This is a genomic window from Streptomyces sp. NPDC023838 (assembly GCF_040639555.1).
GTDB lineage: Bacteria > Actinomycetota > Actinomycetes > Streptomycetales > Streptomycetaceae > Streptomyces.
In genome coordinates this window covers 303,954-317,535 of record NZ_JBFAAD010000003.1, presented here as the reverse complement: position 1 = coordinate 317,535, position 13,582 = coordinate 303,954, and the positions used below count along the sequence as shown (strand labels likewise).

Annotated in this window: 14 protein-coding genes; 8 read left to right on the top strand and 6 right to left on the bottom strand. The window is 71.2% G+C overall.

The features are described 5' to 3' along the window. The first annotated feature begins 13 nt into the window (after nucleotides 1-13). Complete coding sequence (locus AB0G17_RS05745; protein ID WP_361375982.1) at nucleotides 14-520, top strand: Lrp/AsnC family transcriptional regulator; 507 nt, start codon at nucleotides 14-16, stop codon at nucleotides 518-520. Nucleotides 521-588: 68 nt separating this feature from the next. Here the strand turns inward: AB0G17_RS05745 and AB0G17_RS05740 are convergent, their stop codons facing one another. Both AB0G17_RS05740 and AB0G17_RS05735 read right to left on the bottom strand, forming a co-directional pair. After that, a complete protein-coding gene (locus AB0G17_RS05740; RefSeq protein ID WP_361375979.1) occupies nucleotides 589-1,182 on the bottom strand; it encodes a TetR/AcrR family transcriptional regulator in 594 nt (197 codons plus the stop codon). Continuing rightward, nucleotides 1,179-2,705 (bottom strand): 3-hydroxyacyl-CoA dehydrogenase, encoded by a 1,527-nt coding sequence (locus AB0G17_RS05735; protein ID WP_361375976.1) that lies wholly within the window; start codon nucleotides 2,703-2,705, stop codon nucleotides 1,179-1,181. Before AB0G17_RS05735 ends, AB0G17_RS05740 begins: the two co-directional genes overlap by 4 nt. A 121-nt stretch (nucleotides 2,706-2,826) precedes the next feature. Between AB0G17_RS05735 and paaN the strand changes: the two genes are divergently transcribed. Beyond that, a complete protein-coding gene (gene paaN, locus AB0G17_RS05730; protein WP_361375973.1) occupies nucleotides 2,827-4,500 on the top strand; it encodes a phenylacetic acid degradation protein PaaN in 1,674 nt (557 codons plus the stop codon). Nucleotides 4,501-4,648: 148 nt separating this feature from the next. On the opposite strand, the gene AB0G17_RS05725 is transcribed toward paaN, so the two are convergent. The 3 genes from AB0G17_RS05725 to AB0G17_RS05715 all read right to left on the bottom strand — a co-directional run bounded on the left by AB0G17_RS05725 (nucleotide 4,649) and on the right by AB0G17_RS05715 (nucleotide 7,973). Continuing rightward, the gene (locus AB0G17_RS05725; protein ID WP_361375970.1) at nucleotides 4,649-5,440 is read right to left on the bottom strand and encodes a TrmH family RNA methyltransferase; all 792 of its coding nucleotides are present in this window, start codon (nucleotides 5,438-5,440) and stop codon (nucleotides 4,649-4,651) included. Next, entirely contained in the window at nucleotides 5,437-6,705 is a 1,269-nt protein-coding gene (locus AB0G17_RS05720; protein ID WP_361375967.1) for an HTTM domain-containing protein, read from the bottom strand. The genes AB0G17_RS05725 and AB0G17_RS05720 overlap by 4 nt, the downstream gene beginning before the upstream one ends. A 161-nt stretch (nucleotides 6,706-6,866) precedes the next feature. Continuing rightward, on the bottom strand, nucleotides 6,867-7,973 hold the full coding sequence (locus AB0G17_RS05715; RefSeq protein ID WP_361375964.1) for a DUF5819 family protein: 1,107 nt from the start codon (nucleotides 7,971-7,973) through the stop codon (nucleotides 6,867-6,869). A 226-nt stretch (nucleotides 7,974-8,199) separates the two neighbouring features. On the opposite strand from AB0G17_RS05715, the gene paaA reads away from it, so the two are divergent. The 6 genes from paaA (at nucleotide 8,200) to AB0G17_RS05685 (ending at nucleotide 13,089) form a co-directional block, all read left to right on the top strand. Next, nucleotides 8,200-9,132 (top strand): 1,2-phenylacetyl-CoA epoxidase subunit PaaA, encoded by a 933-nt coding sequence (paaA, locus tag AB0G17_RS05710; protein WP_361376306.1) that lies wholly within the window; start codon nucleotides 8,200-8,202, stop codon nucleotides 9,130-9,132. Next, entirely contained in the window at nucleotides 9,129-9,416 is a 288-nt protein-coding gene (gene paaB, locus AB0G17_RS05705) for a 1,2-phenylacetyl-CoA epoxidase subunit PaaB (RefSeq protein WP_361375961.1), read from the top strand. The genes paaA and paaB overlap by 4 nt, the downstream gene beginning before the upstream one ends. Then, on the top strand, nucleotides 9,413-10,156 hold the full coding sequence (gene paaC, locus AB0G17_RS05700; RefSeq protein ID WP_361375958.1) for a 1,2-phenylacetyl-CoA epoxidase subunit PaaC: 744 nt from the start codon (nucleotides 9,413-9,415) through the stop codon (nucleotides 10,154-10,156). Before paaB ends, paaC begins: the two co-directional genes overlap by 4 nt. Nucleotides 10,157-10,275: 119 nt before the next feature. Further along, the gene (gene paaD / locus AB0G17_RS05695; protein ID WP_361376303.1) at nucleotides 10,276-10,761 is read left to right on the top strand and encodes a 1,2-phenylacetyl-CoA epoxidase subunit PaaD; all 486 of its coding nucleotides are present in this window, start codon (nucleotides 10,276-10,278) and stop codon (nucleotides 10,759-10,761) included. Next, nucleotides 10,762-11,817: a 2Fe-2S iron-sulfur cluster-binding protein gene (locus tag AB0G17_RS05690; protein WP_361375955.1), complete on the top strand. Its 1,056-nt coding sequence runs from the start codon at nucleotides 10,762-10,764 to the stop codon at nucleotides 11,815-11,817. It begins immediately after the preceding gene. 102 nt (nucleotides 11,818-11,919) lie between these two features. After that, complete coding sequence (locus AB0G17_RS05685) at nucleotides 11,920-13,089, top strand: acyl-CoA dehydrogenase family protein (RefSeq protein ID WP_361375952.1); 1,170 nt, start codon at nucleotides 11,920-11,922, stop codon at nucleotides 13,087-13,089. A gap of 70 nt (nucleotides 13,090-13,159) precedes the next feature. On the opposite strand, the gene AB0G17_RS05680 is transcribed toward AB0G17_RS05685, so the two are convergent. After that, a complete protein-coding gene (locus tag AB0G17_RS05680; RefSeq protein WP_361375949.1) occupies nucleotides 13,160-13,504 on the bottom strand; it encodes a rhodanese-like domain-containing protein in 345 nt (114 codons plus the stop codon). Nucleotides 13,505-13,582: the final 78 nt, after the last annotated feature.

The window sequence follows — 13,582 nt, the reverse complement described above, 5'->3', positions numbered from 1 at the left end:
GAGGCGGGGGGACATGGCAGCTGAACAAATGGCCGACGAGGGCCAGGGCACCCAGGGCACGGTGGCGCGTCCGCTGGACGCCGTCGACCGCGACATCCTGCGCATGCTCCAGACCGACGGCCGCGCCTCGATACGCTCCGTGGCCGAGCGTGTGCACGTGTCCCGCGCCAACGCCTACGCCCGGATCAACCGTCTGCTGGACGACGGGGTGATCCGTGGCTTCACCGCGCGCGTGGACCACGAGCGGGCCGGCCAGGGCGCGTCCGCGTACATCACGCTCAAGATCGTGCAGAACTCGTGGCGCACGGTCCGCGAGCAGCTCCAGGCGCTGCCGGGGGCCGCACACATCGCCCTGGTCAGCGGCGACTTCGACGTGCTGCTCCTGGTGCACTCGCCGGACAACCGGGCGCTGCGCGAACTGGTCCTGACCAAGCTCCAGTCGATCCCCGAGGTGCTGTCCACGCGGACCCTGCTGGTCTTCGAGGAGACCGACCTGGACCCGGGCCCGGGCACGCCGTAGGCGTGCGCACGGCATTCATGACCTGGATGGCGATCTGGACTCAGTGGGGCGTCAACGCCACGCGCGCGTCACGGGTGGGTGCGCAGCCCGTCGAAGGCCAGGTGGACGATCGCCTCGGTGACCTGGGCGCGCTCCGCCTCCCCGTCGCGCTGCGGCCGGTACCACTCCACCAGGGAGTTGACCATGCCGAACAGCAGCCGGGTCGCCAGGCGTATGTCGATGTCGGAACGGAGGTCGCCGTCGGCGGCCGCCGCCTTGAGCAGGTCGGACACACGCTGGTCGAACTCCCGGCGGCGCTCCATCGCCCAGCGCTCGGTCTTGGTGTTGCCGCGTACGCGCAGCAGCAGCGTGACGTACGGCAGCTCAGCCATCAGCACTTCGACCGTTCGGCGAGTGACGTATTCGACCCGCTCGATCGCCCGCCCTCGGCTGGCATCCGGCTCGTCCAGGACGGCGAAGAGGCCGTCGATGGCGCGGCTGACGGCCCGCCGCAGCAGCTCCTCCTTGCCCGCCACATGGTGGTAGATCGACGACTTGGAGATGCCGGCCGCCTTGGAGAGGTGCTCCATGGACGTGCCGTCGTAGCCGCGCTCGTTGAAGACCCGCACGGCGACCGTGAGCAGGGTCTCCGGGGTGTACGTGTCCCGCTTGGCGGTGGTCATGAGGCGGTCTCCTCGCCGTTGCTGTACGACTGCCGGTAGAGGGCGAGCGAGGGCGCGTACCGCCCGGTGGGGCAGCGCTCGTGCATCGCCGACAGCAGGTCGTACGCCCAGTCCCGGCCGAGCCTGCGGCTCCACTCGACGGGTCCGAGCGGGTAGTTGACGCCCAGGCGCATCGCGGTGTCGACGTCCTCGGGCGTCGCGACGCCCCGGGCGACCGCGTCGGCGGCGAGGTCCGCGAGCATCGCGACGGTACGGGCGACGATCATGCCGGGAACGTCCCCGATGACACTGACCTTCTTGCCGAGCTTCTGGAAGAGGCCCACGGCCTCGCTCACCGCGCGCGTGGAGGTGTCCTCGCTCGCCGAGAGCGCGATGCGGGTCGCACCCCGGTAGTCGAGGGCGAGGTCGAAGTAGACGACGTCCGCGTACTCGACGGAGGTGCGCCCGTCGGCCGGGACGAGCTGGCCGTCGCCCGGCAGCCCGATGTACGGGCCGCCCGACTCGACGGTCTTCACCTCGATGCCCGCCTCCCGCGCCATCGCGACCAGCTCGGCGGCGGGCCCGAGGTCACCGACGACCGTGATGGCCGAGGGAGCGTCGGCGGGACCGGCGGTGTGCGGCTCGGGCCGCACCGCGTCGTCCCCGTACGGGTACCAGCCGCGCCCGCTCTTGCGGCCGTGCAGGCCCGACTCGACCAGCCTGCGCTGGGCCAGCGACGGGGTGAACTTGGGGCTCTGGAAGAAGGACTCCCACACCGAGCGGGTCACGGCCTCGTTGACGTCCTGGCCGATGAGGTCGGTCAGCTCGAAGGGGCCCATGGCGAAGCCGCCGCTCTCGCGCAGCACGGCGTCGATGGTGGCGGGGTCGGCGCCGCGCTCCTCGTAGACCGCGAAGGCCTCCGCGTAGAAGGGCCTGGCGATGCGGTTGACCAGGAAGCCGGGGGTGTCGGCACACCGCACCGGCGTCTTGCCCCACGCCTTCGCCGTCTCGTACGCGCGCGTGGCGGCCGCCTCCTCGGTCGCGAAGCCGGAGACGACCTCGACGAGGGGGAGCAGCGGGGCCGGATTGAAGAAGTGCAGGCCCACGAAGCGGCCCGGGTGGCGCAGGGCACCCGCGACGGCCGTCACGGACAGGGAGGAGGTGTTGGTGGCGAGCAGGCAGTCCTCGGCGACGACCTCCTCGATCGCGGTGAACAGCTCCCGCTTGACGTCGAGTTGCTCAAGGACCGCCTCGACGACCAGCGCGGCGTCCGCGAGCTCGGCGAGCTCCTGGGCGGGGTGCAGCCGGGCGAGGGCCGCGTCGCGCTCGGCCGAAGGGATCCGGCCTTTCTCGACGAGCCGCGCGAGGCGGGCCGTGATGGCATCGGCGGCCTCCCGCGCCCGGCCGGGGACGGCGTCGTACAGCCGCACGGGGTGCCCGGCCACCAGGGCCACCTGGGCGATGCCCTGGCCCATGGTCCCGGTGCCGACAACGGCGACGGCACGGTCCGGTCCGACGGCGTGGCTCTGTTCGATGGCGGTCATGACGCGATCCTCCCCGATGAGTTATCCACAGGTTCGACGGACCCCCTTGTCCCGACCGATCGTTCGGTTACTCTAACTCTGTCCGCCCGTCCCTGCCCAGCTCGACGAGGAGTTGGTCCGTATGGCCGCCCAGCTCAGCCCCCAGCAGCTCACCGAGACCCACCGGACCACGCTCGACCAGGCCCTGGAAGCGATCCGCACGCGTGCGTACTGGTCCCCCCACCCCGAGCACCCCAAGGCGTACGAGAACGACGGCAAGGCCGCCTTCGACGCCCTGCTCGGCTCCCGCTTCGACCTGGACCAGCCCGGCACCGACGACTGGACGGGAGCGGAAGTCTCCCCGTACGGAACCGAGTTGGGCATCACCTACCCGCACCCGGACCTGGAGGTGCTGCTGCCCGCGATGAAGGCCGGCATGGGCGCCTGGCGGGAGGCGGGGCCCGAGACGCGCGCCCTGGTGTGCCTGGAGATCCTCTCCCGCATCTCCGCCCGCACCCCCGAGCTGGCGCACGCGGTCATGCACACCAGCGGCCAGGCCTTCATGATGGCCTTCCAGGCGGGCGGCCCGCACGCCCAGGACCGCGGCCTGGAGGCGGTGGCGTACGCGTACCAGGAGCAGACCCGTACCCCCTCGGACACGGCGCACTGGTCCAAGCCGCAGGGCAAGCGCGATCCGCTGGAGCTCAGCAAGACCTTCATCCCGACCGCGCGCGGCATCGCGCTGATGATCGGCTGCAACACCTTCCCGACGTGGAACGGCTACCCGGGCCTGTTCGCCTCGCTGGCCACCGGCAACCCCGTCCTGGTCAAGCCGCACCCGCGCGCGGTGCTGCCGCTCGCCCTGACCGTCCAGATCGCGCGCACGGTCCTGGCGGAGGCGGGCTTCGACCCGAACCTGGTGGCGCTGGCCGCCGAGCGCCCCGGCGAGGGCATCGCCAAGACACTGGCCGTCCGCCCCGAAATCAAGATCATCGACTACACGGGGTCGACGTCCTTCGGCGACTGGCTGGAGGCCAACGCCCGCCAGGCCCAGGTCTACACCGAGAAGGCCGGCGTCAACACGGTCGTCGTGGACTCCACCGACGACTACAAGGGGATGCTCTCCAACCTGGCCTTCTCGCTGTCCCTCTACAGCGGCCAGATGTGCACCACCCCGCAGAACCTGCTGATCCCCCGCGACGGCATCAGCACGGACGCGGGAGCCAAGTCCTACGACGAGGTGGTGGCCGACCTCGCCGCCTCGGTCGGCGGCCTGCTCGGCGACGACGCGCGCGCCAACGCGATCCTGGGCGCGCTGGTCAACCCGGATGTGAAGAACCGCCTGGAGGCCGCCTCCGGCCACGGCGAAGTCGCCCTGGCCTCGCGCGAGATCGCCAACCCCGACTTCCCGGACGCGGTGGTGCGCACCCCGGTGATCGTCAAGCTGGACGGCGCCAAGCCGGACGCGGAGGCGGCCTACCTGTCGGAGTGCTTCGGCCCGGTCACGTTCGCCGTGGCCGTCGACTCCACGGCCGGCGCGGTGGAGCTGCTGCGCCGCACGGTCCGCGACAAGGGCGCCATGACGGTCGGCGCGTACACGACGTCGCAGGAGGTGGAGCGCGCGATCGAGGAGGTCTGCCTTGAGGAGTCCGCCCAGCTCTCCTTGAACCTGACGGGCGGCGTCTACGTCAACCAGACGGCGGCGTTCTCCGACTTCCACGGCTCGGGCGGCAACCCGGCGGCGAACGCGGCGCTGTGCGACGGCGCGTTCGTGGCCAACCGCTTCCGGGTGGTGGAGGTCCGCCGCCAGGCCTGACGCGCGCGTACCGGAGCCCGCACCGGGCCCGGCGGCCTCGGGCCGCGGGCCCGGGCCTCAGGACTCGGGCCTCACGCCTCGGGACTCGGGCCTGGGGCCTCGGGCGTCAGCGCTCGGCTCTCGGGCTTTACGCCTCAGGCCTGACGCCTCAGAACGCCGGGTCCGGGATCGCGGCGTAGCGCTGCACCCAGGCGTGCATCGCGATCGCGGCCGCCGCGCCCGCGTTGATCGACCGGGTCGAGCCGAACTGGGCGATCGAGCACACCGCCGAAGCGTGCTCGCGCGCCTGCTCGGTGAGCCCCGGCCCCTCCTGCCCGAACAGCAGCACACACCGCCGGGGCAGCACGGTCCGCTCCAGCGGAACGGCGCCGGGCAGATTGTCGATCCCGATGATCGGCAGGCCCTCCGCGGCCGCCCACGCCGTCAGCGACTCGGTGTCCGGGTGGTGGCGTACGTGCTGGTAGCGGTCGGTGACCATCGCGCCGCGCCGGTTCCAGCGCCGCCGCCCCACGATGTGGATCTCCTTCGCCAGGAAGGCGTTGGCGGTCCGTACGACGGAGCCGATGTTGAAGTCGTGGCCCCAGTTCTCCACCGCCACATGGAAGTCGTGGCGGCGGGTGTCCAGGTCCGCGACGATCGCCTCGCGCGTCCAGTAGCGGTAGGCGTCGACGACATTGCGCCGGTCGCCGTGCGCGAGCAGCTCCGGGTCGTACCGCTCCCCCTGCGGCCAGGGCAGCGGGTGCGGCCCGACGCCGACCTCGGGCGCGAAGCCGTCGTCGTACTGAAGCGGCTCCTGCTGCCCCTGCGACCCCGGCGACCCCTGCGGCCCCTCGGCCGGGGCCTCGGCGGAGAGGGAAAGACCCGGGACCTCGGCGGAAGGGGAAGCGGAAGAGGAAACGGAAGGCGACGGGTAAGGGCTGGGACTGGTCTCGCTGCTCACGCCACGAGCGTACGGGGCCGCTGCTCCTCGTCCGTACGCCGCTGCGGTGCCACCCGTACCGCGACCCGCTCGCGCAGCCGCCCGAGACGGCCGCCCAGCCACCGCAGAAACCCGGTCGGCAGGAACACCGCGTCCGCCGCGATCATCGCGAGCGAGAAGAACGGCAGCCCGAGCAGCAGGGCGATGCCCGCGTGCTCCATCATCATCGCCACCAGCAGGACGTTCTTGACCCGCCGATTGAAGAGCGTGAACGGGAACGCGACCTGGACGGCGACCGTTCCGTAAGTGAGCAGCATGACGATCAGGCCGCTGCCGCCGAGGATGTCCGACAGGGCGGGCCAGGGCGAGAAGTAGTCCAGGTGCAGCGGGTAGTAGAGCGCGGTGCCGTCCTGCCAGCGCGAACCCTGGATCTTGTACCAGCCGGCGGTCGCGTAGATCAGACAGACCTCAGCCATGATCACGACCATGGTGGCGTTGTGCGCGAGGTTGGCCACGATGTCGAGCAGGGCGCGCGGCTCTCCCTGCGCGTAACGCCCGGCCGCCCACCACAGTGCCTGTACCGCCCACAGACCCCAGAAGATCAGCAGCCAGCCCCCGCTCGCGTCACCGAGCAGCGTGACGGCGACGAGAGCCAGCCCGAGGACGGCCCACAGCACGGGCCCCACCCGGTCCACCGCCGGCTCGCCGGACTCGACGGCGCGGGCGGCGGTCCGCTGGCGGCGCCGCGCGTCCAGCGACCAGACCTGGCCGCAGCGGGTGAGCACCAGGTAGATCGCCATGAGGTGGATGACGTTGTCACCGCCGTCCCCCATGAAGACGGACCGATTCTGCAGCGACAGAACACCCACCATGAACAGCACGGACATGGTGCGGGTCCGCCAGCCGAGCATCAGCAGCGCGCTGGAGAGCACGGCGACGGCGTACACGACCTCGAACCAGAGCGTGCTGTCCGTCCACAGCAGCGCCGTGAAGGCGTGGTTGCCGGAGACGAGCCGCTGGGCCATGTCCCAGCTCCACGGGCCGTCGGGGCCGTACAGCTCACGGCGGTGCGGCAGCTCGCGCAGTAGGAAGAGCAGCCAGGTCGCGGAGAACCCGATGCGTACGACGGCGCTCTGGTACGGCCCGAGCGCGGCGCCCGTAACCCGGCGCAGGGCCTGGGCGGGCTTGGACTCCTGGGGGGCCGCGGACAGCTGGGAGGGGTGCGGCGTGGGGGTGGTGTGAGGTTTGGGAGCCGTGGGAGGCGTCTGGGGTGCTGTGGGAGGCATCTGGGGTGCTTGGTGCTCACGGGACGCATGCCAGCCCTGAGCCTCGGGGGACGTACGCGGCGTGTGTGACTGGTCGCCGGTCGCCCCATGGGTCGCGCCCCTCACGGGCCCGCTCACCGCTTCCCTCATGGACACGCTCATCGACTCGCTCATGGACTCGCTCATCGGGCGGCCTCCGTCCGTGCGTCAGCGGAACCGGCGCCGCCGGGGAGGTCGGCGGGGGTCACGGTCCACCAGGGGACGACCCGGTAGTACGGCCGGGTGTCGATCTTCTCGTCGCTCCACGGCGGAGCCTTCACGGACGTGGTCACGGACCTGACCTGTACACGCTCGACGGTCCCGCCGTCACGCCGCGCGCCGAGGCGGAGCATCACGATCCGGTGGATGTAGCGGTCGGAGAGCTCGCCGCGCAGGCCGTTGGGCTTGTTGTCGTCGGTGTGGGAGTTGATGAAGAACTCCCAGCCCCGGCGCAGCTCGTTCTGCTGGCTGTGGCTCGGCAGCGGGTTGCCGCGGATGCCGGAGCCGTCCCCGGCCGACAGGTCGATCCAGCCGGTCGTCTTGCGGTTCCCGTCCGGCATGCGGATCTCGGCACGGACCTGGACCGCGATGTTCTGCTGGAGGGGGTTGGGGGCGAAGAGCTTCCAGTTCTGTTCGAACTCGGGATAGATCCAGTCGTCGACGACTTTGCCGTGCTGCTTGGTGACCGTGTTGGACGGCGCTACGTGCAGGAACACCATGGCGATGTGGACGACCGCCACGACGGCGACGACGGCCAGCGCGAGCGCGGCGGCCACCTGGTACGGGAGCGAAAGCCCGGCGATACCGCGCCCGGGGACGCCGGAGGCGTCCTGGCCGCTGGGGACGTCCTGGCCGCCGGGGACGTCCTGGCCGCCCTGGGCGCCAGGGGCCCCTAGAACGCCGGGAGCGGGGTGCTCGGGGGCTGTGGAGCCCGTGGAGCCCGTGGAGCCTGCGGCGGCCGCGAGATCGGCCGAGGCTGGAGCGGGCGCGCCGGGCCCGGGGGTGGGCGTGTTCGAGGTGCCGGATACGGGCGTGTTCGAGGTGCCGGACGCGAGGGCGTCCGAGGTACGAGACGCGGAGGCGGGCGCGTCCGACGCACCGGGCGGAGTCACGCGGGTTACGTCTTCGCTGCTCGCAGCGGGTGCGGCAGCGCCAGGGGCGGCCTGCCGGCCGCCGTCGGCGGCGTCGGGCCCGGGCCGCCCGGCCTGCTCCTCCCCGCCCGGCACGTCCTTCTCGTCGTACGAATCCATCCCGCCCCGATCCCGGTTGGCTCCACTGGGTTATCCACAGGGTTGACACCCTACGGGCCGTCGACTCACCATTGAAGTCAATGAACCGAACGATCGGTCGGGAGTGGGTAGCCCGGCGGACGGCCCGGAATCGACAGCTCGGCAGGGGGCTCGGATGACGGCAGTGACCGCGGAGACCGGCACCAACAAGCACGGCTCACCAGCGGCGGACGAGAAGGACGCGTCGATGTACGCGGCGGCGTTCGACGCCGCCGTGGCCGCCGACGAGCGCATCGAGCCGCGCGACTGGATGCCCGAGGCCTACCGGGCCTCGCTGGTCCGCCAGATAGCGCAGCACGCCCACTCCGAGATCATCGGAATGCAGCCCGAGTCCAACTGGATCACCCGCGCGCCCTCACTGCGCCGCAAGGCGATCCTCATGGCGAAGGTGCAGGACGAGGCGGGCCACGGGCTGTATCTCTACAGCGCGGCGGAGACCCTCGGCGTGAGCCGCGACGAGCTGCTCGACAAGCTCCACTCGGGCCGCCAGAAGTACTCGTCGATCTTCAACTACCCCACCCTGACCTGGGCGGACGTCGGCGCCATCGGCTGGCTCGTGGACGGCGCCGCCATCACCAACCAGGTCCCCCTCTGCCGCTGCTCGTACGGGCCGTACGCACGGGCGATGGTCCGCGTCTGCAAGGAGGAGTCCTTCCACCAGCGCCAGGGCTACGAGCTGCTCCTCGCCCTCTCCCAGGGCACCCCCGAGCAGCACGCGATGGCGCAGGACGCGGTGGATCGCTGGTGGTGGCCCTCGCTGATGATGTTCGGCCCTCCCGACGACGAGTCGTCCCATTCGGCGCAGTCCATGGCCTGGAAGATCAAGCGGCACTCGAACGACGAGCTGCGCCAGCGTTTCGTCGACATATGCGTGCCCCAGGCCGAGGCGCTCGGCCTCACCCTCCCCGACCCCGACCTGCGGTGGAACGAGGAGCGGGGACACCACGACTTCGGGACGATCGACTGGACCGAGTTCTGGGACGTCCTCAAGGGCAACGGGCCCTGCAACGAACAAAGGCTCACCCAGCGGCGCCGCGCCCACGAAGAAGGCGCCTGGGTCCGCGACGCGGCAGCCGCGTACGCGGCCAAGCAGCACAAGAACGGGGAGGCGACGGCATGACCACACACGACTGGCCGCTGTGGGAGGTGTTCGTGCGCTCGCGCCGCGGACTGTCCCACACCCACGCCGGAAGCCTGCACGCCCCGGACGCCCAGATGGCGCTGCGCAACGCGCGCGACCTCTACACCCGGCGCTCCGAAGGCGTCTCCATCTGGGTGGTGCCCTCCACCGCCGTCACCGCCTCCTCCCCGGACGAGAAGGACTCCTTCTTCGAACCGGCCGGCGACAAGCCCTACCGCCACCCGACCTTCTACGAGATCCCGGAAGGGGTGAAGCACCTGTGAGGGCCCCGACCCCGCAGAAGACCACGGACACCGTGAAGGCCCCCGCCGCGCTGGTCCTCGGCGACGACGCGCTGGTGCTCTCGCACCGCCTGGGGGAGTGGGCCGGACACGCCCCCGTCCTCGAAGAGGAAGTGGCCCTCGCGAACATCGCCCTCGACCTGCTCGGCCAGGCCCGCGTCCTGCTGTCCCTCGCGGGCGACGAGGACGAGCTGGCCTACCTGCGCGAGGAGCGGGCCTTCCGCAACCTCCAGCTGGTCGAGCAGCCCAACGGCGACTTCGCCCACACCATCGCCCGCCAGCTCTACTTCTCGACCTACCAGAAGCTGCTCTACGGACAGCTTGCGGCAGGCGACAGCGAACTCGCCGGGCTCGCCGCCAAGGCCGTCAAGGAAGTCGCCTACCACCAGGACCACGCCGAACAGTGGACCTTGCGCCTGGGCGACGGCACCGACGAGAGCCACCGGCGGATGCAGCGCGCGTGCGAGGCGCTGTGGCGGTTCACCGGAGAGATGTTCCAGCCCGTCGACGGCGTCGACATCGACTGGCAGGAGACCGAGCGCACCTGGCTGGCCTCCGTCACCTCGGTGCTGCGGCAGGCCACCCTCACCGTCCCCGAAGGCCCCAGGACCGGCGCCTGGGCCGCCGGAGCCGGCCGCCAGGGCCTGCACACCGAACCGTTCGGACGGATGCTCGCCGAGATGCAGCACCTGCACCGCAGCCACCCGGGGGCGACATGGTGACCGGGACGGGTACGGGGACGAGGACGGACGCGGGCACGGGTACGGGTACGGGTACGCGGACGGATGCAGGTGCAGGTACGGAGGCGGCCGCGACGACCGGCACGACCGCCACGGCCGACATGACGCCGCTGGAACAGGAACTGGCCCGGCTCGCCGGATCGGTCCCCGACCCCGAGCTGCCCGTGCTCACCCTGGAGGAGCTCGGCGTCATGCGCGGAGTCCACCTGGAGAGCCCCGGCAAGGTCACCGTCCGCCTGACCCCCACCTACACCGGCTGCCCCGCCATAGAAGCGATGACCGCCGACATCGAACAGGTGCTGCACGAGAACGGCGTCCCCGACGTCTCGGTCGTCCGCGTGCTCTCCCCCGCCTGGTCGACGGACGACATCAGCGCCGAAGGCCGCCGCAAACTGGCGGAGTTCGGGATAGCGCCGCCCCGGCCCCACACCGCCGAGGGACCCGTCGCCCTCACCCTCTCCGTGCGCTGCCCCCACTGCGGCTCCACCGACACGGAGCTGCTGAGCCGGTTCTCTTCCACGGCCTGCAAGGCACTGCGCCGCTGCGTTGCCTGCCGCGAACCATTCGATCACTTCAAGGAGTTGTAGATGTTCCATCCACTCCGGGTGAGCGAGGTCGAACGGCTCACGGACGACTCGGTGACCGTCACCTTCGACGTGCCGCCGGACCTGCGCGAGGCCTACCGCCACCGCCCCGGCCAGCACCTCGCGCTGCGCCGCATGGTGCAGGGCCAGGAGATCCGCCGCACCTACTCGATCTGCGCACCCGCCGTCGAACAGCCGGGCACACCCGTCCTGCGCGTCGGCATCCGCCTCGTCGAAGGCGGTGAGTTCTCCACGTACGCCTTCAAGGAACTCACCGTCGGCGACGTCGTCGACGTCATGGAGCCGATGGGACGCTTCATCCTGGAGCCCCGCCCTGGATACTTCGTGGCCATCGTCGGCGGCAGCGGCATCACCCCGGTGCTGTCGATCGCCACGACCCTGCTGGAACGGGAACCCGAAGCCCGCTTCTGCCTCATACGCAGCGACCGCACGGTGTCCTCCACCATGTTCCTGGAGGAGACGGCCGACCTGAAGGACCGCTTCCCCGACCGGTTCCAGCTGGTCAACGCGCTCTCCCGGGAAGAGCAGCAGTCCGGACTGCCCTCCGGACGGCTCGACCAGGAACGGCTGACGACCCTGCTGCCCGCGCTGCTTCCGATGGAAGAGGTCGACGGCTGGTACCTGTGCGGACCGTTCGGCCTGGTGCAGGGCGCCGAGCGGGCCCTGCGCGAACTCGGCGTCGCACGCGGCCGCATCCACGAGGAGATCTTCCACGTCGACGAGGCCCCCGTGAAGAGCACCGCGGCGGCCTCCGCCCCGGCGCACGCCACGCTGACCGCGACGCTCCACGGCCGCTCCGGCACCTGGCCGGTGCAGGACGGCGAGAAGCTCCTGGACACGGTGCTACGAGCCCGCTCGGACGCCCCGTACGCCTGCAAGGGCGGGGTGTGCGGCACCTGCCGCGCGTTCCTGGTCTCGGGCGAGGTGCGAATGGACCGCAACTTCGCCCTGGAGGAGGACGAGACCGAGGCGGGGTACGTGCTGGCCTGCCAGTCCCACCCGGCGACGAAGGAAGTGGAGCTGGACTTCGATCGGTGAGGCTGTGTGATGCAGGAGTCACCAACCATTCCCATCCGCTGGAACCTGTTCTATCTTGACGGTCCGTCAGATCCGGTGCGCGCACATGCGGAGGACAGGGCTGTGGACTTCACCTTCACCGAGGAGCAGCAGGCCGCCGTCGAGGCAGCGAAGGCGGTCTTCTCGGGAGTCGCGCCCGACGCGGTACCGAGCCCCGCGCTGACTCGGGGCGCGGTGGCCGAGGAGTTCGACCGCCCCCTGTGGGCCAAGCTAGCCGAGTCGGACCTGCTGAGCCTGGTGATCGACCCACAGCACGGCGGGGCGGGCCTCGACCCGATCGCCCTCTGCCTGGTGCTGCGCGAGGCCGCGAAGGTGCTGGCCCGGGTGCCGCTGCTGGAGAGCAGTGCGGTGGCGATGGCCCTACAGCGGTACGGGAACCCCGAGTTGGCCCACGACCTGCTTCCCGCGGCAGGCCGGGGCGAGTTGGTGTTCACCGTCGGGGCCAACGGCCGCACGGGCCACGACCCCGCCGAACTCGCGGTCACGGCACGACAGGAGAGCGCCGGGAGCGACGGGGGCGGCGGGAGCGACAGCGGCGGCGGCTGGGTGCTCGACGGGGTGCAGACCGGAGTGCCCTGGGCGCAGAACGCGGACCGTATCGCCGTGCCCGCGCACACCGGCGAGGGCCGCGCCGTACTCGCGCTGGTCCCCCGCACCCACGCAGGGATCACACTCGCCGAACAGATCTCCACCAGCGGCGAGCGCTACGCCGAGGTCCACCTCGACTCCGTACATATCGAAGCGCGCGCAGTCATCACGGCCGAAGGGGCCTGGGAGTGGCTGCGCGATCTGCTCACCACCGGCACCTGCGCGCTCGCGCTCGGCCTCGGCGAACGCGTACTCGCGATGACCAGCCAATACACCGGGAAACGCGAACAGTTCGGGTTCCCCGTCGCCACCTTCCAGGCCGTCGCCGTCCAGGCGGCCGACCGCTACATCGACCTGCGCGCGATGGAGGCCACGCTGTGGCAGGCCGCGTGGCGCATCAGCACCGGCGCCGGGGGAGCACTGCCCGTCACCGGTGATGTGGCGGTGGCGAAGATCTGGGCCTCCGACGGAGTACGCAGAGTCGTGCAGACCGCCCAGCACCTGCACGGCGGCTTCGGCGCCGACACCGACTATCCCCTCCACCGCTACCACGCCTGGGCCAAGCAACTGGAACTGTCGCTCGGCCCAGCCGCGGCCCACGAGGAAACCCTCGGCGACCTGCTGGCCGCGCACCCGCTCGGATAGCCGGGCACAGCACGACTCGCTCCGTACGCGAGCGACTCAGCCGGCAGTCAGCGGGGCAGGCCCACGGACGTCAGAGGACGCGGGCCGGACTGTCGTTGTCGGTGACCATCGGGCGCCCGGCGGCGTCCCACGCCTGCATACCGCCGTCGACGTTCACAGCGTCGATACCCTGCTGCACCAAATACTGCGTGACCTGCGCGGACCGGCCGCCGACCCGGCACATCACATACGCCCGGCGGCCGTCCTCGACGGCCTGCGTCACATCCCCGAAGCGCGCCACGAAGTCGCTCATCGGCACGTGCAGCGCGCCCTCGACATGCCCGGCCGCCCACTCGTCGTCCTCACGGACGTCCAGCACCAGGGCGTCGGCCGGCACGGCAGCGACATCCACGGACGGCAGCTGGGCGAAATTCATGGGTCATGCCTTCTCTCGTACACATCGGCCGTGTCAGCCGTGTCGGCCGTGTCGGTCACAGGGGCCGCACCGGCCGCA

Coding starts and splice junctions, on each gene's coding strand:
- paaA (WP_361376306.1), top strand. CDS start 8,200: ATGTACGCGGCGGCGTTCGACGCCGCCGTGGCCGCCGACGAGCGCATC.
- AB0G17_RS05690 (WP_361375955.1), top strand. CDS start 10,762: ATGTTCCATCCACTCCGGGTGAGCGAGGTCGAACGGCTCACGGACGAC.
- AB0G17_RS05745 (WP_361375982.1), top strand. CDS start 14: ATGGCAGCTGAACAAATGGCCGACGAGGGCCAGGGCACCCAGGGCACG.
- paaN (WP_361375973.1), top strand. CDS start 2,827: ATGGCCGCCCAGCTCAGCCCCCAGCAGCTCACCGAGACCCACCGGACC.
- AB0G17_RS05680 (WP_361375949.1), bottom strand. CDS start 13,504: ATGAATTTCGCCCAGCTGCCGTCCGTGGATGTCGCTGCCGTGCCGGCC.
- AB0G17_RS05715 (WP_361375964.1), bottom strand. CDS start 7,973: ATGGATTCGTACGACGAGAAGGACGTGCCGGGCGGGGAGGAGCAGGCC.
- paaD (WP_361376303.1), top strand. CDS start 10,276: ATGACGCCGCTGGAACAGGAACTGGCCCGGCTCGCCGGATCGGTCCCC.
- AB0G17_RS05720 (WP_361375967.1), bottom strand. CDS start 6,705: ATGCCTCCCACAGCACCCCAGACGCCTCCCACGGCTCCCAAACCTCAC.
- AB0G17_RS05740 (WP_361375979.1), bottom strand. CDS start 1,182: ATGACCACCGCCAAGCGGGACACGTACACCCCGGAGACCCTGCTCACG.
- AB0G17_RS05735 (WP_361375976.1), bottom strand. CDS start 2,705: ATGACCGCCATCGAACAGAGCCACGCCGTCGGACCGGACCGTGCCGTC.
- paaB (WP_361375961.1), top strand. CDS start 9,129: ATGACCACACACGACTGGCCGCTGTGGGAGGTGTTCGTGCGCTCGCGC.